The 24,696-nt window shown below is 55.8% G+C and carries 18 protein-coding genes and 1 tRNA gene; 6 read left to right on the top strand and 13 right to left on the bottom strand.

Annotation, left to right across the window (positions count from 1 at the left end):
• Positions 1–262: 262 nt before the first annotated feature.
• A complete protein-coding gene (locus HEQ34_RS07815; protein WP_296199415.1) occupies positions 263–1,045 on the top strand; it encodes an SDR family oxidoreductase in 783 nt (260 codons plus the stop codon).
• A gap of 109 nt (positions 1,046–1,154) precedes the next feature.
• On the opposite strand, the gene prfB is transcribed toward HEQ34_RS07815, so the two are convergent.
• The 3 genes from prfB to HEQ34_RS07800 form a co-directional block, all read right to left on the bottom strand.
• A complete protein-coding gene (gene prfB, locus HEQ34_RS07810; RefSeq protein WP_296199412.1) occupies positions 1,155–2,282 on the bottom strand; it encodes a peptide chain release factor 2 in 1,128 nt (375 codons plus the stop codon).
• A 383-nt stretch (positions 2,283–2,665) separates the two neighbouring features.
• Positions 2,666–5,182: a transglycosylase domain-containing protein gene (locus HEQ34_RS07805; RefSeq protein ID WP_296199411.1), complete on the bottom strand. Its 2,517-nt coding sequence runs from the start codon at positions 5,180–5,182 to the stop codon at positions 2,666–2,668.
• 81 nt (positions 5,183–5,263) lie between these two features.
• Positions 5,264–6,199, bottom strand: coding sequence for an N-acetylmuramoyl-L-alanine amidase (locus HEQ34_RS07800; protein ID WP_366934850.1), 936 nt, complete (start codon positions 6,197–6,199; stop codon positions 5,264–5,266).
• Between the two features lie 572 nt (positions 6,200–6,771).
• Between HEQ34_RS07800 and HEQ34_RS07795 the strand changes: the two genes are divergently transcribed.
• From HEQ34_RS07795 to HEQ34_RS07785, 3 genes are all read left to right on the top strand, one after another.
• Complete coding sequence (locus tag HEQ34_RS07795) at positions 6,772–9,408, top strand: Rne/Rng family ribonuclease (protein WP_296199408.1); 2,637 nt, start codon at positions 6,772–6,774, stop codon at positions 9,406–9,408.
• 109 nt (positions 9,409–9,517) lie between these two features.
• A complete protein-coding gene (locus HEQ34_RS07790; RefSeq protein ID WP_296199406.1) occupies positions 9,518–10,885 on the top strand; it encodes a M48 family metalloprotease in 1,368 nt (455 codons plus the stop codon).
• Between the two features lie 56 nt (positions 10,886–10,941).
• Positions 10,942–11,766, top strand: a complete 825-nt coding sequence (locus tag HEQ34_RS07785; RefSeq protein ID WP_296199404.1) for a DsbA family protein — start codon at positions 10,942–10,944, stop codon at positions 11,764–11,766.
• Between the two features lie 82 nt (positions 11,767–11,848).
• On the opposite strand, the gene HEQ34_RS07780 is transcribed toward HEQ34_RS07785, so the two are convergent.
• Entirely contained in the window at positions 11,849–12,535 is a 687-nt protein-coding gene (locus HEQ34_RS07780; RefSeq protein WP_296199403.1) for an RlmE family RNA methyltransferase, read from the bottom strand.
• Between the two features lie 3 nt (positions 12,536–12,538).
• Positions 12,539–13,723: a Ppx/GppA phosphatase family protein gene (locus tag HEQ34_RS07775; protein WP_296199401.1), complete on the bottom strand. Its 1,185-nt coding sequence runs from the start codon at positions 13,721–13,723 to the stop codon at positions 12,539–12,541.
• Between the two features lie 169 nt (positions 13,724–13,892).
• Between HEQ34_RS07775 and HEQ34_RS07770 the strand changes: the two genes are divergently transcribed.
• Positions 13,893–13,966 (top strand) — tRNA-Gln (locus HEQ34_RS07770).
• 296 nt (positions 13,967–14,262) lie between these two features.
• On the opposite strand, the gene HEQ34_RS07765 is transcribed toward HEQ34_RS07770, so the two are convergent.
• From HEQ34_RS07765 to HEQ34_RS07750, 4 genes are all read right to left on the bottom strand, one after another.
• On the bottom strand, positions 14,263–14,760 hold the full coding sequence (locus tag HEQ34_RS07765; RefSeq protein ID WP_296199399.1) for an SRPBCC family protein: 498 nt from the start codon (positions 14,758–14,760) through the stop codon (positions 14,263–14,265).
• Positions 14,757–15,263: an MGMT family protein gene (locus HEQ34_RS07760; protein WP_296199397.1), complete on the bottom strand. Its 507-nt coding sequence runs from the start codon at positions 15,261–15,263 to the stop codon at positions 14,757–14,759. The genes HEQ34_RS07765 and HEQ34_RS07760 overlap by 4 nt, the downstream gene beginning before the upstream one ends.
• A gap of 256 nt (positions 15,264–15,519) precedes the next feature.
• The gene (locus tag HEQ34_RS07755; RefSeq protein WP_296199395.1) at positions 15,520–16,770 is read right to left on the bottom strand and encodes an ABC transporter permease; all 1,251 of its coding nucleotides are present in this window, start codon (positions 16,768–16,770) and stop codon (positions 15,520–15,522) included.
• Positions 16,767–17,342, bottom strand: a complete 576-nt coding sequence (locus HEQ34_RS07750) for an ABC transporter ATP-binding protein (RefSeq protein WP_296199393.1) — start codon at positions 17,340–17,342, stop codon at positions 16,767–16,769. Before HEQ34_RS07750 ends, HEQ34_RS07755 begins: the two co-directional genes overlap by 4 nt.
• A gap of 1,330 nt (positions 17,343–18,672) precedes the next feature.
• Between HEQ34_RS07750 and HEQ34_RS07745 the strand changes: the two genes are divergently transcribed.
• Positions 18,673–19,425, top strand: a complete 753-nt coding sequence (locus HEQ34_RS07745; RefSeq protein ID WP_296199391.1) for a ferredoxin--NADP reductase — start codon at positions 18,673–18,675, stop codon at positions 19,423–19,425.
• Positions 19,426–19,441: 16 nt separating this feature from the next.
• Here HEQ34_RS07745 and HEQ34_RS07740 read toward each other — a convergent pair whose 3' ends face one another.
• The 4 genes from HEQ34_RS07740 to HEQ34_RS07725 form a co-directional block, all read right to left on the bottom strand.
• Positions 19,442–22,009 (bottom strand): ATP-binding protein, encoded by a 2,568-nt coding sequence (locus HEQ34_RS07740; RefSeq protein WP_296199389.1) that lies wholly within the window; start codon positions 22,007–22,009, stop codon positions 19,442–19,444.
• A gap of 119 nt (positions 22,010–22,128) precedes the next feature.
• On the bottom strand, positions 22,129–22,500 hold the full coding sequence (locus tag HEQ34_RS07735) for a response regulator (RefSeq protein ID WP_296199386.1): 372 nt from the start codon (positions 22,498–22,500) through the stop codon (positions 22,129–22,131).
• Positions 22,501–22,731: 231 nt separating this feature from the next.
• Entirely contained in the window at positions 22,732–23,835 is a 1,104-nt protein-coding gene (locus HEQ34_RS07730) for an aldose epimerase family protein (protein WP_296199384.1), read from the bottom strand.
• Positions 23,836–23,934: 99 nt separating this feature from the next.
• On the bottom strand, positions 23,935–24,651 hold the full coding sequence (locus HEQ34_RS07725) for a hypothetical protein (RefSeq protein ID WP_296199383.1): 717 nt from the start codon (positions 24,649–24,651) through the stop codon (positions 23,935–23,937).
• Between the last annotated feature and the right edge of the window lie 45 nt (positions 24,652–24,696).

Genomic DNA, 24,696 nt, shown 5'->3' with positions numbered 1-24,696 from the left:
GGTCAGGACCTATTAAATCCACCTTCGCGGTTTGAGGCCATACTGTTCAGTGCAAGGCGGCAAAGCGCAGGGCTTAGTGGTTCTAAGTCCAAGCTTGCCAACGCGGCAATGGACAGTATGGGTCAAATCCTCCGGACGCCAAAATGGCTTCGATATCTTTGCCATTTTGACGCCGCGATGGTGGATTTAAGTGGTCCTGACCCTAAGATAGACAGCCACACAGGCATGACGAACGCGTTGCAAAATATTTCAGGAAGAACCTATGCCCAAATTACAGGATAAATCGGCCCTTATCACGGGCGGCGCGCGCGGTATCGGGGCCGCAATCGTGCGATGCTTTGCGGCGGAGGGTGCGCAAATTGTTATCGCCGACATTGACGCCGAAAATGGGACTGAGCTTGCAGCCGAAATCGGCGGCGTATTTATCAAACTCGATGTCTCGTCGGAGAAAGATTGGGAGAGCCTCGCCGCAGAACATCCCCAAATGGATATTGTGGTCAACAATGCCGGCATAACAGGTTTCGAAGAAAACCCCGGCCCGCACGACCCTGAACACGCAACGTTGGGCGAGTGGCGCCGAGTGCACGCTGTCAATCTGGACGGGACATTCTTGGGGTGCCGTTATGCGATTGGGGCAATGCGTCAAAAGCGCGCAGGGTCGATCATCAACATGTCGTCGCGCTCCGGCCTTGTCGGTATACCGGGCGCGGCGGCGTACGCCTCGTCCAAGGCCGCAATCCGCAATCACACAAAATCGGTCGCTTTATACTGCGCTGGCCAAGGACTGAAAATCCGTTGCAACTCGATCCACCCCGCCGCGATCCTCACGCCGATGTGGGAGGCGATGATCGGCAACGGCCCCGACCGCGACGCCCGTATGGCGGCGATGGTGGCAGATACGCCGCTCAAACGTTTCGGCACAGTCGACGAAGTCGCCGCCATCGCCCTTTTGCTAGCGTCAGACGATGCAAGCTATATGACCGGCAGCGAAATACATTTGGACGGCGGATTGCTAGCAGGAAGCGCGGCTTCGCCAGGGGGTTGATTATCCCGAGCGATATAACCGCAAAACTATTTTCCCAAAACCTTCAAACGCGCGAAGAAGAATTGGGGCAATCGCGCATCATTGTATTTAAATATTTAATTACAGAAATTTAATCCACATCCTCAACTGCAACCGCTTCACCTGTTACCCGCTGGGCCAATGCGGCGGCGATGAAATTGTCTAGGTCGCCGTCGAGCACGTCGCCGGGTGTAGGCGACGTGACGCCAGTGCGCAGGTCTTTGACCATTTGATAGGGTTGAAGCACGTAGGAGCGGATCTGGTGGCCCCAACCGATTTCGGTCTTGGCCGCATATTCGCCGCTCGCGACCTCTTCGCGCTTGCGCAGTTCGGCTTCGTATAGTCGTGCCTTCAACATGCCCATCGCGGTTGCGCGGTTTTTGTGCTGGCTGCGGTCGTTCTGGCTGGCAACGACGATGCCCGATGGTTTGTGCGTGATACGAACGGCTGAGTCCGTCGTGTTAACGTGCTGCCCGCCTGCGCCGGACGCGCGGTAAGTATCGATCTTTAAATCGCCTTCGTTGATTTCAATGTCGATATTGTCGTCGATGACCGGATACACCCAGACGCTTGAAAAGCTCGTATGCCGCTTTGCCGCGCTGTCATAAGGTGAAATACGGACCAAACGGTGGACGCCGCTTTCGGTCTTGGCATAGCCATAGGCATTTTCGCCTTTCACCAGCAGGGTGGCGGATTTGATGCCTGCCTGATCACCTGCCTGATAATCGACCATTTCGACCTTATACCCGCGTTGTTCGGCCCAGCGATAATACATGCGCTGAAGCATTTCGGCCCAATCCTGGCTCTCGGTGCCACCCGCGCCCGCATGAATTTCAATGAAGGTGTCGTTGCTGTCTGCTTCGCCCGACAGCAATGCAGAGACCTTGTCGCGGTCGGCACGGTCTGCCAATGCTTTCAATGCGGCGGCGCCTTCATCGCCCAACTCGGCGTCGCCTTCCATCTCGGCAAGCTCGATTAACTCAACCGTGCCCGCCTTATCGGCGTCGATTTCGCGCACAGTCCCAATGGCCGCATCCAACCGGCGGCGTTCGCGCATAACTTCTTCGGCGGCCTTGGGATTATCCCACAAGGTCGGGTCCTCAACCTTGGCATTCAGTTCATCCAAGCGACGTAAAGCGCGATCCCAGTCAAGCGACATCTTGACGAGGTTGAGGGCGGCATCAATGCGGGCAACATAGCCTTCTGCGTCGGCGCGCATAAGAAACTCCAAGGGAATGAATAGGTCAGCCGCGGCCTTTAGCTGATTGGACGCTCAAGTCAAAGGCAGCGATGACCAGAGTTATCCGCCGCAGCACAAAATCTATTAGGGTCAGGACCACTTAAATCCACCTTCGCGGTTTGAGGCCATACTGTTCAGTGCCAGGCGGTAAGCGCAGGACTTAGTGGTTCTAAGTCTAGCTTTGCCAACGTGGCAATGGACAATATGGGTCAAATCCGAAGGACGTCAAAATGGCTTCGATCTCGAAACAAAATGACCTTGCAGGCAGAATGACTGCCTGCGGCGGACATTTTCCTTCGATATCTTTGCCATTTTGACGCCGCGAAGGTGGATTTAAGTGGTCCTGACCCCAGGGTCCTGACCTAATAAATTCCGCCCTCTTGCTGGATAAACTCCTGGTCGCGCTTTGTCCCGACGCTTGCGCTTGGGGCGTTGGCCGCGCCGGCAGCACCATCAGACTGCGTTTCAGTTGCTTTCTTTGGCTTGTCGCCCCGCGCGGCGAGTTCTTCCTGACGGATAGAGCGCTTTGGCTCCGTTTCGGCCTTGAACGCCTCCCATATCACCGCGCTTAGCGGGTCATCACTCGGCCAGGCTCCATAGACGCGCTTGCCACTCCTGCGATCCACGCGGACAAGCCGCGTTCCGGCCGGCGCGATGAACGGTGTCTTAGGCATATCGGCCATCGCTGTGCGTGCGAACTGTTTGAAAATGGGCGCAGCAAGTGAGCTTCCCTGCGCATAGCCACCCATGTTGCGCGGTTGGTCAAAGCCCAAATAGAGACCAGCTACTAAATTGGGTGATCCGCCGATGAACCAGACATTTGTCGGGCCAGTGGTTGTTCCGGTTTTGCCGAACAATGGTCGGTCGAGCTCGCGCAATGTAACGGCGGTGCCGCGTTGTACCACGCCTTCCAACATATGCACGACTTGATACGCCGTGATGGGGTCCATGACTTGCTTGCCCGCAGGTGTGAAGCGCGGCATTGGCCTGCCATTCCAATCGGGCGCGCGGCAACCCGTGCAGGGTTTCCACTTGGCCGGCCAAATAACCTTGCCTTTGCGATTTTGCGCAAAATCAATGAATGTCGGCTTTAATTCACGTCCGTGATTGACCAGCATCGAATAGGCGTTGACCATCTTCAACACTGTCGTGTCGCCTGCACCTAACGCGTAGGAAAGATAATCAGGATAATCGCCAATCGACATGTCACGTAAGGTGTCGGTCACATTGTCCATGCCCGATTCAGCGGCCGCTCGGACCGTCATCAGGTTGCGTGATTGTTCGAGGCCCCACCGCATGGTTTGCGGCCCTGCCCCGCCACCTGTGAAATTGCGAAAGCATTTTTGGCCTAAGTTCGCACCTTGCCAGACGCAATAGGGACCATCGACGATAATCGACGTCGGCGTCATTCCATTGTCGAGCGCGGTTGCGTAGACAAAGGGTTTAATGGTTGATCCGGGCTGCCGCTGTGCCTGTGTTGCGCGATTGAAGCTGGAAATACGATTGTCAAAGCCGCCTTGCACCGCGAGCACACGTCCGTTGAAAGGGTCTTGGACGACCATGCCGCCGCCGACCTCTGGCACGCTGCGGACGACAAAGCTGTTCGTGCCATTGGGCGCAACAGCGATCACGTCACCTGCCTTCATCGCGGCGGGGCCACCATCGAGGCGCGCGGTCGAACCATCCGCAAATCCAACGCGCCCTTTGCCAAGCGCAACGCCAGCACGCCAATTCGCATAATCAATGCCAATATTGGTCGATGCAAAGCGGGATGGCCATTTGTCATCGGTGACGTCAATTGTGCCCAAATTGGCTTTCCACGCCTTGCCAGCATTGTAGCGCAGCAAGCCGTCACGCAACGCCTTGGTCGCTGCAAGTTGATGTTGGGGGTGCATTGATGACCGGACCCAAAGTCCGCCTGAATATACGCTGTAGGGGCCCGCTTCGTCGGTTTCGCCAAATTTTTCTATAAGCTGGCGACGCACTTCTTCTGCAAAATAACCGCCAATATTTTTATAGCCGGTGCCACGTTGCGTCACAAGGCCAAGCGGTTGGGCACGAGCGGTCGCAAGCTGCGTATCGGTGATCCATCCGTTTGCGCGCATTTCGCCCAGCACCCAATTACGCCGGGACATGGCAAGGTCAGCATTTTTGGCACGCCCATAACGTTCCGGCGCCTTTGGCAAGATGGCCAGAAAGGCCATCTCATGCAGTAAAAGCTGATCAACGCTTTTTCCGAAATAGGCTTGCGCTGCAGCCTCGACGCCGAATGATTGGCGCCCAAGCGCGATTTCATTGAGATAGAGCGACAAAATCTGAGGCTTGGTCAGCGCGCTTTCAATGCGCTTGGCCAAGATCGCCTCCTTGACCTTGCGGGTGTAACTATATTCGTTGGTCAACAGCAGGTTTTTCGCAACCTGTTGTGTGATGGTCGATGCGCCACGCGACCGCTTGTCGCTAAAAATATTGTCGAAAATGGCTGACGCGATACCGGGATAGTCAATCCCGCCATGGCTGAAAAAGGTTTTGTCTTCGGCCGCGAGATAGGCATGTACCAATGTTTTCGGGAAATCCGCATATTCCAATTGAACGCGACGTTCCCGGGCGTAACTGTGGAACGGCTCTCCGTTGACATCGCGCACCACCGTTGGCAGCGGCGATTCATATTCGATCAGCGCCTCTGCATCGGGAAGATTGCGGGCGAACAGCGCCCAGAATATCAAAAGTAGAACGAACAGCGCACCCACGGCGTAAGTGGCCAAACGAAAACGCTTGCTTTGCCAATATCCCTGCCAGCGGGTCACAAAACTTTCGGCGTCACGTTTCAGCCGGTAACTGATCGTTGTCGGCACTTCGGCAGGTGGGGGCTGGATATCCATTGCGGGCCCTATCTAGCCGATTTGCCGGACAGGTCCAGAATGTAAATCAGCAAATGGACGCGAATTTGGCCATACGCCCATTTAACGTGGTTCAATCCGCCGTGCGAAATGGACTTGAACGGCTTGGGACAACGTCCGCGCGACCTTGCGCTGTCCTTTGGCCGACGACAGGAAGCGTACATCCGCTGCATTGCTTAGATACCCTATTTCAAACAAAACAGAGGGCGTGTCTGGAGCCTTTAGAACAATGAATGCCGCGAAACGATGCGAGTTGCTGCGGACCCGCATATTTGGTGTCGCCTCTCGCAACAGCAGCTTTGCAAATTCGGCGGAGACATTCATTGTTTCACGCTGCATTAGGTCAATAAGGATCGACGACACATTAGCATCAGCCCCACCCAAATTTACGCCGTTGATGATGTTCGCCCTGTTTTCACGCGCCGCAAGTCGCTGTGTTTCCCGATCTGAGGCGACCTCGGACAAAGTGTAAACCGTGCCGCCAGAAGCTTGCGGGTTTTCCGCGCTGTCAGCATGAATAGAGATAAACAGATCGGCATTCATCTTGCGTGCCAATTGATAACGATCCTGTAACACGATAAATCTGTCCGTATCCCGCGTTAACGCGACCCGCACCCGACCACCTTTAAGTATCTCGTCACGCGCCAGCTTAGCAATTGTGAGCGTCACGTCCTTTTCGCGCTGCCCACTATGCGGGCTGATTGCGCCGGGGTCATGTCCGCCATGCCCCGCGTCAATGACCACAAGCGGCAGGCTGGCATCGGAAGGACCGCTTATAGTGGGCAGTCCTTCTCCGATGTTCTTCCGAATGGGTGCCGTAACTTCATAACGACGCTTCGGCGGTTTATTACGAAATGCGGTCGGCGGCGCGATTTGCGGCTTGCCAGGGGCGAGCCCGGCGATGACTGCTCCAGCATCTGCCGATGCCCTGTGCATGCTCGCGCCCATTTGGGGCAAGCCCCATATAGGCAGGGCCACAAAGAAAAAAGCCAAGATCATGGATCGCTTATGTGTCTTAGCCCTGTTATTCGTCCAGAATTATATTTGGTCCAATGCCAAATCAGCCTACAGATTTGTCATAATGTTCACCAACAGACGGCAAACCATTGTTTGCAAACACCCGTCCCGGCCAATCAACATTATAAATATAACGGTCTATGAGCCGTTATGGCAAGTCAGGCCGTGAACGCAGAAATATCACCTTCACGGCCTAAATCGCGGGATTCTCTTGCCGACAACATGCGGGAGTGCTAGCGATTAACTACAGGGAGTTCTCACGAATGCCCCAATAGTCCGCCGTTCGGTGTTTACGCTCGGCAATTTAACAGGTTGACGCTACATGAGGCATGATATTTCCACCAACGCCGCCCGGTCAGGGCATGGCGCATGGGTTGGAAATCAAGCGCGCGCGATACACGCCCGCCATGCACAAGCAGCAGACGCATTTTTAACATTCCCACCATATCGCTTTGCCGACAGGAACGCTTTGCGTCCGGCTCGGCAACGTACCAACAATGAAGCGAGCGGCCTTCGGCTAACAATCGGCTGCCGTGCTCGCTGGAGTAAATTACATGACAACGCGTATGCTTATCGACGCGCGTCACCGGGAAGAAACCCGGGTCGCAGTCGTAACAGGAAACCAAATTGAGGAATTCGATTTTGAGTCGGCCGAGCACAAGCAGCTCAAAGGCAATATCTACCTCGCAAAAGTAACCAGGGTCGAACCATCGCTTCAGGCGGCTTTCGTCGATTATGGCGGCAACCGCCACGGATTTTTGGCGTTTGCCGAAATTCACCCCGATTATTACCAGATCCCGCGGGAAGACCGCGACCGGTTGCTGGCCGAAGAAGCTGAGGCTGCTGCTGAAGAGGCCGCACTGCGCGAGCAGGAAGAAGAAGAAAGCGACGAGCCTTCGGATATCATGCAAGGTTCGTCGGAACGTGAAGACGACGTCACTGACCTTATCGAAGTCGATAGCGATGATAGCATCGACACCATCGACATGACGGAGGGTGAAGAACCCGACCTTGGCGGCAATGGCGACGATTCGGACGAGAACGAACGTGGCGACCAGCAAGGCGATAACGGTCGCAACAACCGTCGCCGTCGTGGACGGGGTGGCCGAAGTGGCGAAGGCCGCGCGCCAAAGGCAAGCGACGAAGTCCGCGCAAAGCGCATGAACTTGCGCCGCCGGTACAAGATCCAGGACGTCATTCATCGTCGTCAGGTTTTGCTCGTTCAAGTCGTTAAGGAAGAACGCGGCAACAAGGGTGCGGCGCTCACGACGTATCTTAGCCTTGCAGGCCGTTATTGCGTCTTGATGCCAAACACGTCGCATGGCGGTGGCATCAGCCGTAAAATCCACAGCGCAGCCGACCGTAAACGTTTGAAGACCATTATTTCCGATCTTACGTTGCCATCAACAATGGGCTGTATCATCCGGACCGCCGGGCTTGCCCGGACAAAGCCTGAAATCAAGCGTGATTTTGATTATCTGGCGCGGCTGTGGGACGAAATACGTGAGCGTACGCTGCGCGGTGCGGCGCCCATGCTGATCCACACCGACAGCGACCTTATCAAACGTGCCATCCGCGATATCTACAATAAAGATATTGATGAGGTGTTCGTTGAAGGGCCCGACGGGTATAAGGCTGCCAAAGACTTTATGAAGCTGCTAATGCCAAGCCACGCAAAGCGTGTGCAGCATTATGCCGACCCAGTTCCCTTGTTCCAGCGTTATCATGTCGAAGATCAGTTGAACGCGATGTATCAACCGGTGGTCCAGTTAAAATCCGGCGGCTATATTGTTATCAACCCGACCGAAGCATTGGTCTCGATCGACATTAACTCAGGCCGTTCGACCAAAGAACATGGTATTGAACAAACCGCGCTCTCAACCAATTTGGAAGCTGCGCGCGAGATTGCCCGTCAGTTGCGCTTGCGCGATATGGCCGGCCTTGTCGTCATCGACTTCATCGATATGGAGCATCATTCGAACGCCCGCAAGGTCGAGCGTGCAATGAAAGAAGCGTTGAAGCATGATCGCGCCCGCATTCAGGTCGGTCGTATTTCCAGCTTTGGACTGATGGAAATGAGCCGTCAGCGTCTGCGCACTGGCGTGCTGGAGGCATCGACCCGCGAATGTCCGCATTGTGAAGGCACTGGCCTTGTCCGCACCGCGTCGTCGGCCGCATTGTCCGCACTGCGCCTTATCGAAGACGAAGCGGCAAAGGGTCAAGGCAACCAGATCGTGTTGCAAGCAAGCCAAGAGGCGACCATCTATTGCCTCAACAACAAGCGTGCTGAATTGGCGGCGATCGAAGATCGCTATCATGTCCGCGTGCTGATAGTGCCCAATGGGGAGACCGAAGGCGCAAAGCTTGCTGTTTCCAGTTCTGGCCCGCGTCCAGAGCGTCCGGTCGAACTACCGCCGATTATAGATCTCGACGATGATGACATTGAAGACGACATCGAAGATTTCGACGACGAAGTTGAAGAAGCTGAGGAAACCGCTCGTGAGCCACGTCGTGCCCGAGAAGAGAGTCCACGCGAAGAAGGCGAAGGCGGCGAAGGTCGTAAACGCAAGCGTCGCCGTGGTCGCCGAGGTGGCAAGGGTCGCGACCGTGATGGCCGTCCTGACGTGGAGAATGCGGTTGCGGGCGAAAATGAAGGTGCTGCGGAACGTTCCGAAGGCAATGACATCGCGCAAGCCCCCGAAGCTGATGCAGAAGCCAAGCCAAAAGCACGTCGCGGACGTCGTGTTGGCAGAGGTCGTGACCGTCAGGAAACGGGCGTTGATGCACGTGTTGAAACGTCAGCACCTGCCGAAGCCGAAGCGTCTGCGGTCCCAGAAGTTGTGCAGGACGCCGATGCCAAGCCAAAGCGCCGTAGCCGCGCCAAGGCCGATGCCGTCAAGGTTGAAGCTACAGCCGACGCGCCAGCCATAAAGGCTCCTGTAGCGGCTGAGGAAGTCGTTGCTGCAAAGGTAAAGGCCCCAGCCAAGCCACGCGCGAAGGTAAAGGCAACGCCGCCTGCTGCGGAAACCTTAGCGGAAGAAGCAGTCGAGGCACCCAAGGCCAAAGCCAAGGCCCCACGCAAGAAAGCCGCCGCAAAAGATGCAGCAAAAGATGTAGCATCAACCCAAGCGGACGATGCGCCTGATGACGGCACGCCCCGCACTGGTTGGTGGCAACGCACCTTTGGTTAAGAAGCTATCTGGTTAAAACAACATAGCCCCGCTGGTCGATGACTGGCGGGGCTTCGTTTTGTCTCATTTCTTCATTGCGCGTTCATACAGTTCGGGCCATTCATCAGATATGGGTAATTTCACGTTTCGTGCCGTCCGGACAGCATTCATCCTGTTCCTTGCAGTTCTAGTATCTGTGCGCCCCGCCATGGCGCAGTCTATTTTGCGCGATGCAGAGACCGAGGCTTTTCTCGATGAGATTTCCGCGCCTTTGATTGAGGCAGCGGGGCTTGACCCCAAAAATGTCGACATCATCCTGATCAACGACAAATCCATCAACGCCTTTGTTGCCGGCGGCCAGGCGGTGTATCTCCATAGCGGCTTGATCGATGCCGCAACTACCGCAAATGAAGTCCAAGGCGTGATCGCGCATGAGCTTGGCCATGTCGTTGGCGGGCATGCTGTGCGGTTTAACGAAGGCCTCTCTGTAGCGAGCGGTATCAGCATCGCCAGCCTCATTCTGGCGGCAGCGGCCATCGCCGCAGGTGCAGGCGAAGCAGGCATGGGCATTTTGTCGGCGGGGCAACAGGCCGCGATGGGCAAATTCTTGGCCTATAGCCGCGGACAAGAGGGCACAGCCGATGCGTCGGGTGCACAATATCTGTCCACAGCAGGGATATCAGGCCGCGGTTCGATCAACTTTTTCAAAAAGCTGCAAAATTTTGAATTCCGCCTCGGTATCCCGCAAGAGGACAGCTACGGCCGCACGCACCCATTATCCGGTGAGCGTATTTCGGTGCTGGAGGACACATATTCAGCCGACCCTGCGTGGAACGCGCCGCTAAACCCCAAATGGGAAAGTGATTTCAAACGCGTTAAAGCAAAATTGACCGGCTATCTCGCCGACCCCACAGCCACGATGCGTGATTATCCTGAGTCCGACACATCGGTGCCCGCCCGCTATGCGCGGGCTTATGCTTGGCACAAGTCCGCTTATCCACAAAAGGCGCTGGATGAATCATCCGCGCTTGTCGCCTCAGCACCCGAAGACCCCTATTTCCTCGAACTACATGGGCAGATATTGCTGGAATCTGGACGTCCTGCCGATGCGATTGCGCCGTTGCGCAAAGCGGTAAACCTGACCGGCAACCAACCATTAATCGCCGCAATATTCGGACATGCATTGATCGCAACGGAAGATAAAACGCAGCTTGATGAAGCTGCGCAGGTGTTGAAAGCCGCAGTGGCCAAAGACAACCAAAACCCGTTTGCATGGTATCAACTTGGCGTCGTCTATGCACAAAAAGGGGATACGGCGCGCGCCGCACTCGCCAGCGCGGAACGCTATATGATGGAGGGCGCGCCGCAATTTGCTTTGTCCAATGCGCAGACCGCAATGGCTGGGTTGCCGGAATACTCACCCGATTGGATCCGTGCGCAGGATATCAATATGGTGGCCGAAGCAAAGCTTGCGCAGTTAAAGAAAAGCCGCCGCTAGGGTCAGGACCACCTAAATTGCTGGCACAATCTATGCGGCGCGGCTAATCAGCGTCCATGAACGAACACGCGCCAACTCGCCGGATTATCATCGCAACCGTTGTTATGGGATTAGCCATCTTGCTTGCTTTGGCGGCCTATATTTTCTGGCCAAGCGCCGTAACGGTTCGCCCTTCTGATGCTACACCTGTCGCCCAAGACGCAGCTAAATCTGCCGAAGATGCTGTTGCTGCTGCTGGCATGTCGCCCGCTGACCGCAAGGCGACCGAGGCATTGGTGAGGGCCTATATCCTTGAAAATCCGGAAATCATCACCGACGCCGTCGCCATTTTGCAGCAGCGCGAAGTCACAGAACGTTTATCCGCAGTGGGAAGTGACATCGCCAAGCCCTTCCCCGGAGCCGAGGCCGGAAACCCCAAGGGCGACGTAACGATCGTCGAATTTACCGACTATAATTGCGGTTTCTGCCGCGCAAGCGTGCCCGATGTCCAACGCCTGTTAAAAAGCGATGGCAATATCCGCTTGGTCTATCGCGAATTGCCGATCCTCAGCCAATCCAGCCGGGACGCTGCCTTATGGGCGCTTGCGGCCGCGCGCCAAGGCAAGCACAAGGCGTTTCATGATGCATTGTTCGCAGGTGGCCGCGCTGATGAAGCAAATATAGCTGCCGCGGCGCGCAAGGCAGGGCTTGATATGGCCGCGGCCCGCGCCTTCGCCGCCTCACCGCAAGCAAGCCAGGAGATCGAACGCAACTTGGCGCTTATGCAGCAAATCGGATTCAACGGCACGCCCACATTCATTATCGGTGACCAGATATTGGAGGGTGCCTTGGGCTATGATGCCCTAAAACGCGCGGTTGAAAAGGCCCGGCAAAAGGGCTGATTAGGGTCAGGACCACTTAAATCCACCTTCGCGGTTTGAGGCCATTTTGACGCCGCGAAGGTGGATTTAAGTGGTCCTGACCTTAGCCTTTCTTACCTTGCGCAATCACATACCATTCTACTGATCCCTTGCGGCTTGCTGGCGGCTTTGCGTGTTTGACCGTATTAAAGTTCGTTTTAAGAATGCTCAGCATCGCTGGATCGGTGCCGCCTGCAAACACCTTCGCAACAAAATCACCACCAGGCATCAGGACCTTGACCGCAAAATCCACCGCTGCCTCAACCAGGCCCATGGTGCGCAAATGGTCGGTCTGTTTATGCCCGACCGTGTTGGCCGCCATGTCGGACAAGATCAGGTCCGGCGCACTTCCAAGTTCGGCGATCAACCGGTCTGGCGCGCTATCATGCATGAAGTCCATCTCAAGCAGGATAACGCCCTCAATCGGGTCAACTGGCAATAGATCAATGCCGACAATTGCCGCCTTTGGTTGCTGGCGGCGCACCACTTGGGCCCATCCGCCGGGTGCGACGCCCAAATCGACGACCGCCTTTTTGCCGCGCAAAATATGAAATTTTTCGTCGAGCTCAACCAGCTTATAGGCCGCACGGCTGCGATAGCCTTCGCCATGCGCGCGCTTCACATAAGGGTCATTCAACTGCCGCTCAAGCCAACGGGTCGACCCGGCCGTCCGCCGCTTTGCGGTCTTGACTTTCTGCTTGCCAGCCAGCGTCCGACCCGAATCCTTACCACCGAAAAGATTATCTGCCATATCTCAATTCTGCCGATTGCGGCGCTTTGCGTCGCTGGCCATCAGCGCACGCAATATACCTTCGCGAATGCCGCGATCTGCCACACCCAGCCGTTCGCCAGGCCATATGTCGAAAATGGACTCCAATATCGCACAACCGGCCACCACCAAATCGGCCCGATCATGGCCAATGGTCGGAAACTCTGCGCGTCCGGCAATGTTGCGATGTGCCAGCTCGCGGCTGATATCGCGCATGGCAGACGTCTGGAGATGCAAACCGTCTACGGCCCGCCGGTCATAGCTGTTAAGCTTCAAATAGACGCTGGCGAGCGTAGTGACAGTCCCTGATGTCCCCAACAGGCGGCGGTTGCCACCTTCTTCGGGCAAGCGGGCTGCAAAGTCGGCAAAGCTGACCCTGACTTTGTCGCGCATGGATTGGTAGCTTGCCCTTAATTGTTCAGGACTATCGCCCACACTGCGTTCGCTTTCGGTAAGCGAGACGACGCCCCAAGGCACGCTCACCCAATCGAGAATTTCAGGAATCACATTGCTTGTCGACACAAGCACCAGTTCGGTTGACCCACCGCCAATATCAAAAATCAGCGCTGGTCCGTCGCCATCTTCCAAAAGAGCGTAGCAGCCCATCACCGCCAGCCGCGCTTCTTCCTTTGGACTGATGATGTCGAGGTGGATGCCGGTTTCTCGCTTCACCCGTTCGATAAACTGAACCCCGTTCTCCGCTTGACGGCAGGCCTCTGTCGCAACAGAGCGGGCAAGCACCACGTTGCGTTTTTTCAGCTTTTCCGCACAAACGGTTAGCGCTTCAACCGCACGGTCCATGGCCTCCTCGCTCATGCGACCAGTGGCGGTCATCCCCTCGCCCAGTCTGACAACACGCGAAAACGCGTCCACGACCGTAAAATCGTCGCCACCTGCCCGCGCGATCAGCAACCGGCAATTGTTGGTGCCAAGGTCAAGCGCCGCATAGGCTGTGCGTTCAAGCCAATTTCGGCGCAACGCAACCTTGTCACCCTGCGGCCCGCCGTTGCTGGCCGAAGTCGAAATCTTCGGGGTGTCGGGACGCGCTGCGCCATGGGCCGAAGCCTGCTGCAGCGTTGCAGCCTTGGGTGCCGCATTTTTGTGACGGGACGGTTTCTTACGTTTTCGTCCGCGTCCTTTTTGCGGCGATGGCGCGACATTTTCGCCCATGGCCGATAACTCACTTCTTATTTTCTATCCGGGCGGATGTGCCGCCGGTACCTGAAAACAATGCTACGCGCACAGAGACAAAGATTCAAGATTTTTGAACGCCCCCCGCAACCGCCCGATTCAGCGGGTTGACCGGACATGACCACGGGCATATACGCCCACCCCCTGCTCCCCGGTCGTCTAACGGTAAGACTACGGACTCTGACTCCGTCTATTGAGGTTCGAATCCTTACCGGGGAACCACGTTAAAGCATTTATATATGCGTGTTAGCGTGCGGCTCCCGCTTAGCGACACCGGAGGAAAAGGGAATCACAGCGTCAGGCGCGTTATTCCAGCCCACACAGGTACCTACCGTTCGACCGCTAGAAGCCCCTTGTCAGTCGGTGTAATAATATTACATCGGTCGTTGGGGGGGCATTGTGGGAAGCGGACTTTATGCGCGCAGAAGCTGTAAACGCTACAGGTAACAGTAAATTTCTGGGCTGGATCGAACGGGGCGACCACAACATCACCGTAATTCATGAGCCTACAGCAATCTTCATTTGCCGAGCACGCGGGTAAGGTCTGCCAGATACACATCAAGATGGTGGCCAGGCGGGCTTACCAGTTTGCCTATCGCCCGATTGAAGGGACTGGCAATGGTCACTTCCTCCACAAACTGCGCGCGTGTTCCGGCGGCGGCGGGTGCGAGAGTGACGCGCCACGTCCCTTCGAAACCGCGTGACGATATATAGCCAATAGCGAACAGCTCGCCCGGCCGGCTATCAAGTCGCCTAAAGCTAATTGTGCTGCCGTCATGGGCAAATTCGGTCCATCTGGAACTATCGGCGCTGACCTCGACCTTGCCGATGTCGCTGCGCCAATCGGCCTGTGCGTTGATATCGCTGATTCGGGCATGCACCTCGGCAGGTGGGACGGGAAAGACAGCGTCGCGCTGCGCGCGTGTCGTGCCCGGAAGTGAAAGGCCCCAGCCATAGAGACCGCCTGCTGCCAAAGCGGCAGTCACTAACAGCGCAAGCAGCACCTTGCGAATCATGGCCGCGTTTCCAGCGGATCGTTTGGCGTACGCTCGGCAAAGTCGAATACCGCAGGCTGGCGGCGCAAGGGAGACACCCGTACGCCTTCCGCCTCGAGCAGTGAAGTCTGGTAGTCGGTTCCACCGGGATATTTTGGATTAAGAAAACCACCTTTCTTCAGTACCCGCCACCACGGGGTCAGTTCGGCGTCGGGCACGCCCATCTCGCGCAGCTCCTCGGCGGCACGGGCGCACATATTAAGAAAGATCGCGGTCGAAACCGGGCAAGCCACCGCGACGGCGTGGCGGCGGGCGATGGCCGTGCGCAGTTCATCCAGAGTCACCACCTCTCCTCTCCTTAGGCTGCGCACCATAGCGTTGATCTCGGTGGGCGAGGACACCACCATAGCGCCACCATTCGCCTCGCGGTGGCCGGGAGCACCTGGAGGGATGAAATGGACGATGTGCGGCTCGCGTCCGCTGCTAAGGTGGTCGAGGGCAGTCTTCCGCTTCGCCATGGGCATATTGTCTCCTTGTTTGACAATTAATTATCACGGCAAACAATGGGGCACAATAAGCTGACTTTGTTCACCTTTTGAACTGCCGCTGGCGTATCTTCGGCAGGCACAACAATGATGATGAGAGCGACCTGTCAGCTCCTCAAAAAACACTCGCCGTTCACTGCAGATTTACGGCAACAGGAATTACCTTGGCAGATGGAGAATCCGCCCGCAAAGGTAACCGTTATGCGCACGGCGGGATGATGGGATACTAAGCCGACTATTCGCTTCTCAACGCCTCAATCGGTGAGAGCCGCGACGCCCGGATGGCGGGATAGCCGCCGAAAACTAGGCCGATAATGGCGGAAAACGCGACCGCCATTATTGCCGTATCAAGGCCAATTGGCGCGGGGAATTCGGCGATGCGCTCGAAAATTGAGGCGGCCAATATCGCCAGCGACAGCCCAATTGCGCCGCCGATCACGCACAACACAGCCGCCTCCACCAGAAACTGGTTGCGAATATCGCTGCGCTTTGCGCCCAATGCCATGCGCAGCCCGATTTCACGCGTGCGTTCTGTGACACTGACCAGCATGATGTTCATGATACCAATCCCCCCGACCAACAACGAAATCGATGCAATGGCGACAAGCACGGCCTGAAATATCTGCGTTACTTCGCCCGTGGTTTCGGCAATTTCGGTTGTCGTGCGGACGGTAAACGGGTTGATCTTGCCTTTGGCGACGCGGTACCGGTCGCGCAACAAACGCTGTATTTCCTTTTGCCCCGAAAGCAGCGAATCTTCATCCTCAAACCCGACGAAGATCAACGTCACATCGTCGGGGCCCTGTGAAGCGGTGGTCAATAAACGTTGGCGCAACGTCGTTATCGGCACGACGATTTGGTCGTCATTATCATTACCCAAATTGCTGCCCTTGCTTTCGAGAAGACCGATGACCGTAAAGGGCACCCGGTTAACCCGAACAGTTTCGCCGACCGGACTTGTTTCGGGGAACAGCTTGTTCGCCACGGTTTCGCCGATAACGGCAACGCGCGCCGCCGAACCAATGTCGCTTTGCGTCAGAAACCGGCCTTCGGATGCCGTGATGTTGGACACGACGCCATATTGTGGGGTCGCGCCGGTCGCTTGCGTCGTTGCGCTGCGTCCCGGCGCAACAATCTGCACACTGTTGCGGATTTGTGGGGCCACCGTGCTGACGCCCGATACCTCGCGCAGGATGGCCTGACCATCCCGCTCGGTCAATCTGCCGCGATCACTTGGTCGTGGGGGGCCACTGCCGCTATCGGGTTGTGGCACCACGATCGCCATGTTCGACCCCAGGGTCGCAATTTGCTGCGACACCGAAACCTGCGCGCCGTTCCCGACTGCAACGGCCAATATGACCGAGAATACGCCAATCATCACGCCCAAGGTGGTCAAAATTGAACGCATCAAATTGGTGCGTAGCGCCGTCAGCGCAATCGCGACATTCACGCCCCAACCGGCAAGCGACCCGATCAAGTCCCTCATGCTGCGCTGGCCCGGCGTCGCGACTTAACCGCCGCGTCGTCAATCACCTGTCCGTCGCGAAAGACAATCCGACGCGCGGCATATTCGGCAATATCGGGTTCGTGCGTGACAACCACGACGGTAATGCCGTCATCATTCAATTTCTGGAAAATACCCATAATGTCCAAGGATGTTTGGGTATCCAATGCGCCCGTCGGCTCGTCGGCCAGCAGCATCAGCGGGTCTGTGACCAATGCCCGCGCGATGGCCACACGCTGTTGCTGCCCACCCGAAAGCTTCGCAGGCGTGTTTTGTAGGCGGTTGGCAAGGCCCATGGCCTCCAACCTGTCCTGCGCGCGCGCGCGCCGCTCGGCATAGCCAACCCCCGCATAGATCAGCGGCACCGCGACATTGTCGAGCGCGCTGGTCCGCGCGAGCAGATTGAACTGCTGAAACACGAAGCCGATCTTGCGGTTGCGTATTTCGGCCAGCGCGTCGCTATCCAGCGTTTTGGTGTCGATCCCGTCCAACAACAACGTGCCTGATGTCGGAATAACCCGTCGTCCTCTAAAGTTATTTCGGCGATGACGCACCCGTCACCGTAATTCTTGCGGCAAAAGCGAGAGAGCGCCTGAGATCAACGGGTTCGCACGGATGACGTCGCGGCGCCACGTTTATTTAGGGAATTATTCACCTGTCACCGCAATTCGAAATTAAGCCCCTCCCCTTTAGGCGAGGAGGGACCAGTCCCCCGGACTGGTCCGAGAGGCTCCACGGGGTTGGGGTGGGGTATATAGGTTTGCGCAACGCCGATGGACCCCACCCCCTTCCCCTCCCCTGAAGGGGAGGGGTGATTTAGGGAATTCCGGTGGCAGCAATTCCCAATTCCAGTGACAAATGCGTCATTCCCAAAATAGCTTTCACTTGCAATGTAGGATTTGCTCTGAGATTCTGTAAGCTACTCACGCATCTGTTGCGCGACCGGCTCTTTGAACGTGTTGAACCCCAGCCCAGCTTTCGTACCCCGTAAGCCAACCTCGCAAAGTCGAGGTAAGTTTACAGAAATACCGCGTTTTGCGTATATGTTTGTAAACTTAGAACTCCGGTGACAGGTGCGTCATCCCCGAAATAATCTTGCTGCGTTGCATATTACGAAATTAAGCCCCTCCCCTTCAGGCGTGGTGCGAGGTTAAGCCCCTCCCCTTTAGGGGAGGGGTTGGGGTGGGGTATATAGGTTTACGCAACGCCGATGGACCCCACCCCCTTCCCCTCCCCTGAAGGGGAGGGGTGATTTAGGGAATTGCGGTGGCAGCAATTCCCAATTCCATCAAAAAACACCGTCGCACCAGCGCAGGCTGCTGCCCATGACGTGTGTATGGCTAGATCGACAGGCGAGATAGGCCCCAGCCTGCGCTGGGGCGACGGGCGGTGGTTGCAAATCCTCCCCAGAATAAGGAGGGGGACCATGCGAAGCATGGGGGAGGGGCACGCTCTGGTTATCCTGACCTTCTGGCGCGGTGATACCCTGAACGTGCCCCTCCACCGTCTGCGACGGTCCCCCTCCCCCGGTGGGGGAGGAATTAATACAGGCAGGCCCGATAGGCCCCAGCCTGCGCTGGGGCGACAATCGCTCCCTTGTAATGTAGGACTTTACCTGTCAGCGTCGCCCCCATCACATCGCGAACCGCCCAATGGCCGCAGGGGTATGCAATCGGCCCGTAATGCATCTCCCACCCGCGCTTGATACCATATGCGTTTAGGTGAGACCTTTGTGTGACTTTTCAACTTCAATGATCAACCATATTTTGCCTTCATTGGGAAACCATGCCCAAAAAGAAGGCAGGCTTTTGACGATAAAAGAAATGACCCTATTGTAAATTGCTCCATTGCCGTCAAAGAACGCCCTGAATCATGGAGTGAATAATGGCATTTTCGACTGTTACGGTTTTGACCACGCATCATTGGAACGAGGGACTGTTTACCTTTTCGGTGTCACGGCCCGCCTCATTTCGCTTTGTCAGCGGTCAATTTGTCATGCTTGGCCTCATGGTCAATGATAAGCCGTTGATGCGTGCTTATTCCATGGCCTCGCCATTTTGGGATGAATCGCTTGAATTTTTAAGCATCATTGTTCCAGATGGTCCGCTGACCAGCCTATTGTGCAAAATCCAACCCGGCGACGAAATCCTGTTGGGTGCAAAGCCAACGGGTACGCTGACGCTGGACGCGTTGTTGCCGGGCAAGCGGCTGCATTTGATTGGAACCGGAACGGGCCTTGCCCCATGGATGTCGATCATTCGCGATCCCGAAGTATATGAGCGTTATGAAAAAATAACCGTGCAGCACACCGTGCGGCAGGTTGAGGATCTGGCCTATCGGGAGATACTGGAATCGCAACTGGCGGATGACCCTCTGGTTGCGGCCGAGGCAAAGTTGCAGCTCATTTATGACGCGTCAGTTACCAAATGTCCGGCGTGGACGGGCGAAAATCGCCGCATCACGAAGAGAATTGAAATCGGGGATTATCCGCTCGACCCGGAATTTGACCGAGTCATGCTGTGTGGCAGCATGGCCATGATTAAGGAGACAGGGGCGTTGCTGGAAAGCCTTGGTTTCATCGAAGGCGCGCAATCGCACCCCGGCAGTTATGTGCTGGAACGCGCCTTTGTTGGTTGACGCTTGGCAGGGGTGCTTACGTAACCGCCGCTTCAGCTAAGGGCAGTTCAATTGTGAAACGCGCGCCGTTGCGGCTCGATCTCGCGCGGATGACGCCGCCCAAATCGGACACGATGCCGTAACTGATCGATAGGCCAAGACCCGTTCCGTCTTTCGGAGCCTTTGTGGTGTAGAACGGATCAAATATTTTTCGAAGGACACCGGAAGGAATTCCTGCGCCATTATCCTCTACGGTGATGACTGCAAGCTGGTTGCGGCGTGTGACTGTGATTTTAATCCTGCCTTCGGCAGCACTGCTGGTTCCATAGCGTGTCCTGATCGCGTCATTCGCGTTGAGAAGCAGGTTCAGCAACACTTGCTCCAACAATACCGGCAGTGCTTGCACATGGACTGGCCCGCCCTTTTCGGCGACCTCAACTTGCGTGCCGTCGAGTTCAAACTGGGGGGCCACCATCACAACGACCGCATCAACAGTTGCCTTAACATTTATGGGGTAAGGCGATTCTTTGGGTATGCGTCCAAATATCCGCATTTGCAGCAAAATCGCCGATGCCCGCTCCACCTGTGCCAATATGTTTTCAAGCTTCGGCAGAAAACGCTCGGCCTCCGTTCGGCCGCGCACCGCATTTTCGCGCAAATTGGACGCCGCCATTTTGATGAAATTCAATGGTTGGTTCAATTCATGCGCCGTGCCCGAAATCATCCGTCCCAGGCTTGCCATTTTATCGGTCTGCAAAAGCTGCTCTGCAGCAGCCTTGCGTTCGGATATGTCCACGATAACTCCAACCGCTTCAAGCGCGTCTGAATGTGGATTTGCATCGACAGACAGGGTATCATAAATCCAGACATAATGACCGTCCTTGTGCCGCAACCGATATTCCGTACGTACGACTTGGCCGGCCTCAAGTCCAGCAAACACCTCGGCGCACCTTGGATAGTCCTCCGGATGGATCGCATGGCTCAACCAGCCAGGCTCCATTGCATCCGTGGACGTGTACCCTAGAATTTTTTCCAGCGACCCGCTGATATATCCAAATGATACTTTCCCGCCATCCACATCGTCCAGCGCGTAAAATATGACGGGCGCATGCTGTGCAATGCTGTCTAAGCGACGCTGATAGCTGGCGAGCGCACCACGCTCTCGACCGAATGTCGTACCAGCAGAAGCAATCGTCCCTGAAATGTCGTTCACTTCCTGGATGACCAGACCAACCATGGGCGCTTGCGGCACACCAGCAGCGGCAAGATCAGCAGCGGATTGCGAGAGCCGACCCAGCGTCTGCGACATTTTTTTGCTGAGCACAGAGGCGATGAGGGTTATCAAAAATACAAAATATATCAGGGCAGTTAACTGCTGCAGTTGCGCGCTGCGCGCTTTGGAAACGGCAGGTGCCAATGGGGCCACGGCAAACACTTGCCATTCAGGTAGCTCGGCCACCATAGCTGACCGCGCGATATGGGCATTGCGCCAATCCTGCATAAAGGAACTGCCATATCCGGTGCCACTTAAAAGAACAGGCGATTGCAAAGAGGTCACACGTTGCACCTGCGACAGCGATTTGACCTGCTTGCTCAGCGCATCTGTGACTTGCGTTAGTGGAAATGTCCCCTGCAGTGGACTGACCAGAAAAATACCATAGTCCGATTGCTCCCGGCGCGTGGCCACCAGCTTGTACAATAAATTGTTACGCAATTGGGCAACAATAATCCCGGCCTTGCCATCGGCGCTGAATGGCACAATTATTGCGAATTGCGGGCTCTGCTTTGTCCGTTGCGGCGACAATGTTACAAGGCGCACACCGTATCTGGCCAATATGGTGCTTTGGCTTGAACTCTTCGCAACCAAGCGCATCTTTTCGCCGCTCGATTCGGCAGACCATTGAATTTTGCGGCCATTACCAATGATCGTGATGTGATCGAATTCGGGCGAAAGCTCATCCAACAATGCCTGCTCCGGCACGCGCCCCTTATAAAATTGTTCTTCCGCATGCATCCGCAGAATCAGACTGCGCGACTGCACCCAGCTATTCAGCGCAACACCGCTGACCAGCAGCCGGTTATCGAGGGTCCGGCCAACATTTTGGCGCGCCGCCTGTTCGCGGTCGGGGGCCTCGAGTGCCAAGTAAAAAGCTGCAGGGATCAAAATAATGGCCATTAGCAGGGTGATAACTGCGCCTTCCGTCTTCACCCTTGGCCAATTTACAAATTTCCGCATCGGATTAATTGCGATGAGAGCTACGTAAATAAGTTCGCCGATAACAACATTTAATATGCCATTTGCGGCCTGTTTAAGCGCCTCCAGCCAGAGCGAGAGCTCGTCCATCTTGATCACGCCGCCGTAGGTCAGAAAAAGCAATGGCGCACCAAGAACGACCCAGAAAATCACATCGCTTCGAACCGGTGCGTTTCGCCGACCAACGACCGCGATGAAAATGGCCTCGAAGGTCCAGACGAGCCATGCCCAGGGATGATTCCACAGAAATAGGGTCCAAAGGCTCGAAATGGATATAGCCAGCACCAACGATTGCGGCGCAAGTACGCGTATAAATGCAAAGACAATCGCGTTACCAAACACGAATTGCATGCCCCAGCCGAGCTGCAACTCAAGGGTATTACAAAGAAAACCAGTCAGCCCTAGCAGAATAACCGCAAGCAACTCGTGCCGACGCATTTGTGGCAACGCCAGCTTCTTGAGCGCCAATTTCACGGACGTGACAGCGCAACACGGATGGCCGCAATAAGCGCATCGGTATCGGCTGGCTTCAGGAACACAGGTACATCCGCAATGTCGGATCCTAATTGTGTACTTGCGTCACCCGTCAGGATTATAAACGCGACATGGCGTCCGGCAGGAAGCGCAGCGCGCAAGTTCCGTATCATGCTTGCGCCATCAACCTGCGCCATACGCAGATCGGTAATAACGACGCCGATCTCCGGCGTGTTTAAGACGAGTTCGTGCGCTTCGACGGGGTCAGCCGATGTGAAGGCTTTAAATCCGGCAAACTCGAGAAACTCCTGATACTCAGGGAGAACATCCTGTTCATCATCAATTAAAAGGATATGTGACCCAGGCATCTTAGGAGATGTTCCTTCACTGTCACTCGTTAAGTCCATGCGTTGACCTGTAAGGAGTTTCTAATTTAATTTACTGTCATATAACCGACTTGATACGACTTTACACTACAAACCTTTTACCCCCGTGACTGCCATGCCTAATGAGCGATCGGGGTAATGAACCATTGCTCACGGCAATGTCTGAGTCCGCGGCCTAGACGGCACTCAACAAAAAATGGTGTCGCATGCGTGCTATTGGGGCGCGTGCTCATCTGCATTACCCGCAGTCACACCGAACTGCCAAATGATGATATTTTCATAAGTCTGGTCAGGATGCAACGCGACCGACGCAAAGGAAGCTTGGTTAGGTGCATCTGGAAACATCTGCGGTTCCAAGGCGATGGCGTCGCCCATATGATAGCGTTTGCCAGCCTTACCTGCGGTAGAACCATCGAAAAAATTGCCGGCGTAGAATTGCAAGCCAGGTTGATTAGACAGCAACCGCATTGTCCGTCCCGAATGTGGATCTTTCAATACAGCGTGCAAGCGAGGCGCACGCGCCACCACCTCATCAATGACCCAATTATGGTCGTAACCGCGCCCATGCCGTAATTGTTCATCGGAAACATCGCGGACATGCGCACGGATTGTTTTAGCTATGCGGAAATCGAACGCGGTGCCCGCCACATGGCGGCGCTCGCCGGTCGGGATGAGGGTGGCATCGACTGGCAAATAATGCGCAGCATTGATAGTTAACAGATGGTCCATGGCGTCGTGGGGCGCACCTTCGCCGGCTAAATTCCAATACGCATGGTTAGACAGGTTGACGATAGTTGGTGCATCCGTCGTCGCTTGGTATCGCACCGACAGAGCGTTGTCCGCATGCAGTTGGTAGGTTGCAGTTACGGATAAGTTTCCGGGATAGCCTTGGTCACCATCGGGACTGACATGCGAAAGCGTCACGGACATCGCCTTTTCATCGCAGGCGGTAACGGTCCAGTTGACCTTGTCAAACCCCAGTTCGCCACCATGCAGGGAGTTGGCGGCATCATTGGCAGGAACCAGATATTCTTTGCCCTCCAACGTAAAGCGTGCGCCTGCAATGCGGTTGGCGACGCGCCCTACGGTTGAACCGAAATATTGCGGCTGAGCCACATATGCGTCCAGCCTATCATACCCAGTCGTAACATCGGCAAATCGCCCTTGCGCATCGGGCACGTAGACCGAATGTATCGCGGCACCATAGCCGATGATACGCACCCGCATGCCGTTTGCGTTGGTGAGGGTAATCGCTTCAACCGCTTCTCCGTTGGGCAGCGTCCCGAAAAATTCTCTGCTCAGCTTCGCGCGCGTCAAAACGCATTCCTTTTCATCCAGGCGCCTTTATGCGCCGCGAAAGCCCCTGATTTTGTAAGGCACGCCACGTCTTTGGCTATTTGAAACCCGTTAGACGGCCTAGCCCGGTGCATCGCTGTTGTCGTAGCGCATTTCAAGGTAACGCCCACGCACTGCCAGCTTATCCAGCTCCCCGCGTGAGATTTGCCCGGTCATGGTTTCAATCTCGCGATCAATAGTTTTCAACCCGTCAACAAGCTGCTGCGCAGGCGTTTTCCCTGCATGTTCTTTATGTTTCAGGCTGTCCGGGATTTTCTTATAGCCGTTAATAAGTTCGGGCAGATGTTCACCCACCAGCTTGCGCACTTCGCGCGCCGCCGGGTCGTTTTCATCCAATGTCTGCAATTGCGGCGCAAGCTGGTCCAGCCGCAAGCCGATATCCTGCATCAACGTGACTGCTGGCGCTGGCAGAGCCGGACGTTGCGCCTCCAACCAGATTTCGGTTTTTCCAGCCAAAGTCGCGAGATCAGTGACACGAAGGCTTTCGGTCGTAGGCATGGGCATTTCGGGGTAGCGCATCAACACATAGGCCGCCGCCGCGCCAACTATGCCGGTGATCATAACGCCCCAAAAGCCGATGCCGTCGATAATCGCGCCAACTATGCCCGCGCCGATCAACACCACCCCTACCGCGACCACAGCCTTACTCAGCTTGCCCCAAAAATGCGCACTGCGCAGCGCCTGTGACTTGGAGCCAATCGGTTTCATCCGCACATTGCGCAACGACCGCGCAGCCGCGTTCAGGGTCTCGTTTGAGTTGGATGCTGGGCTATTCACTGGCTTCCCTAAACTTTGTCATTCCCGCGAAAGCGGGAATCCATG

The sequence above is a fragment of the Sphingorhabdus sp. genome (assembly GCF_023910635.1).
Lineage (GTDB): Bacteria > Pseudomonadota > Alphaproteobacteria > Sphingomonadales > Sphingomonadaceae > Sphingorhabdus_B.
The sequence above is the reverse complement of the archived record's forward strand: the minus strand, read 5'-3'. Positions and strand labels throughout refer to the sequence as shown.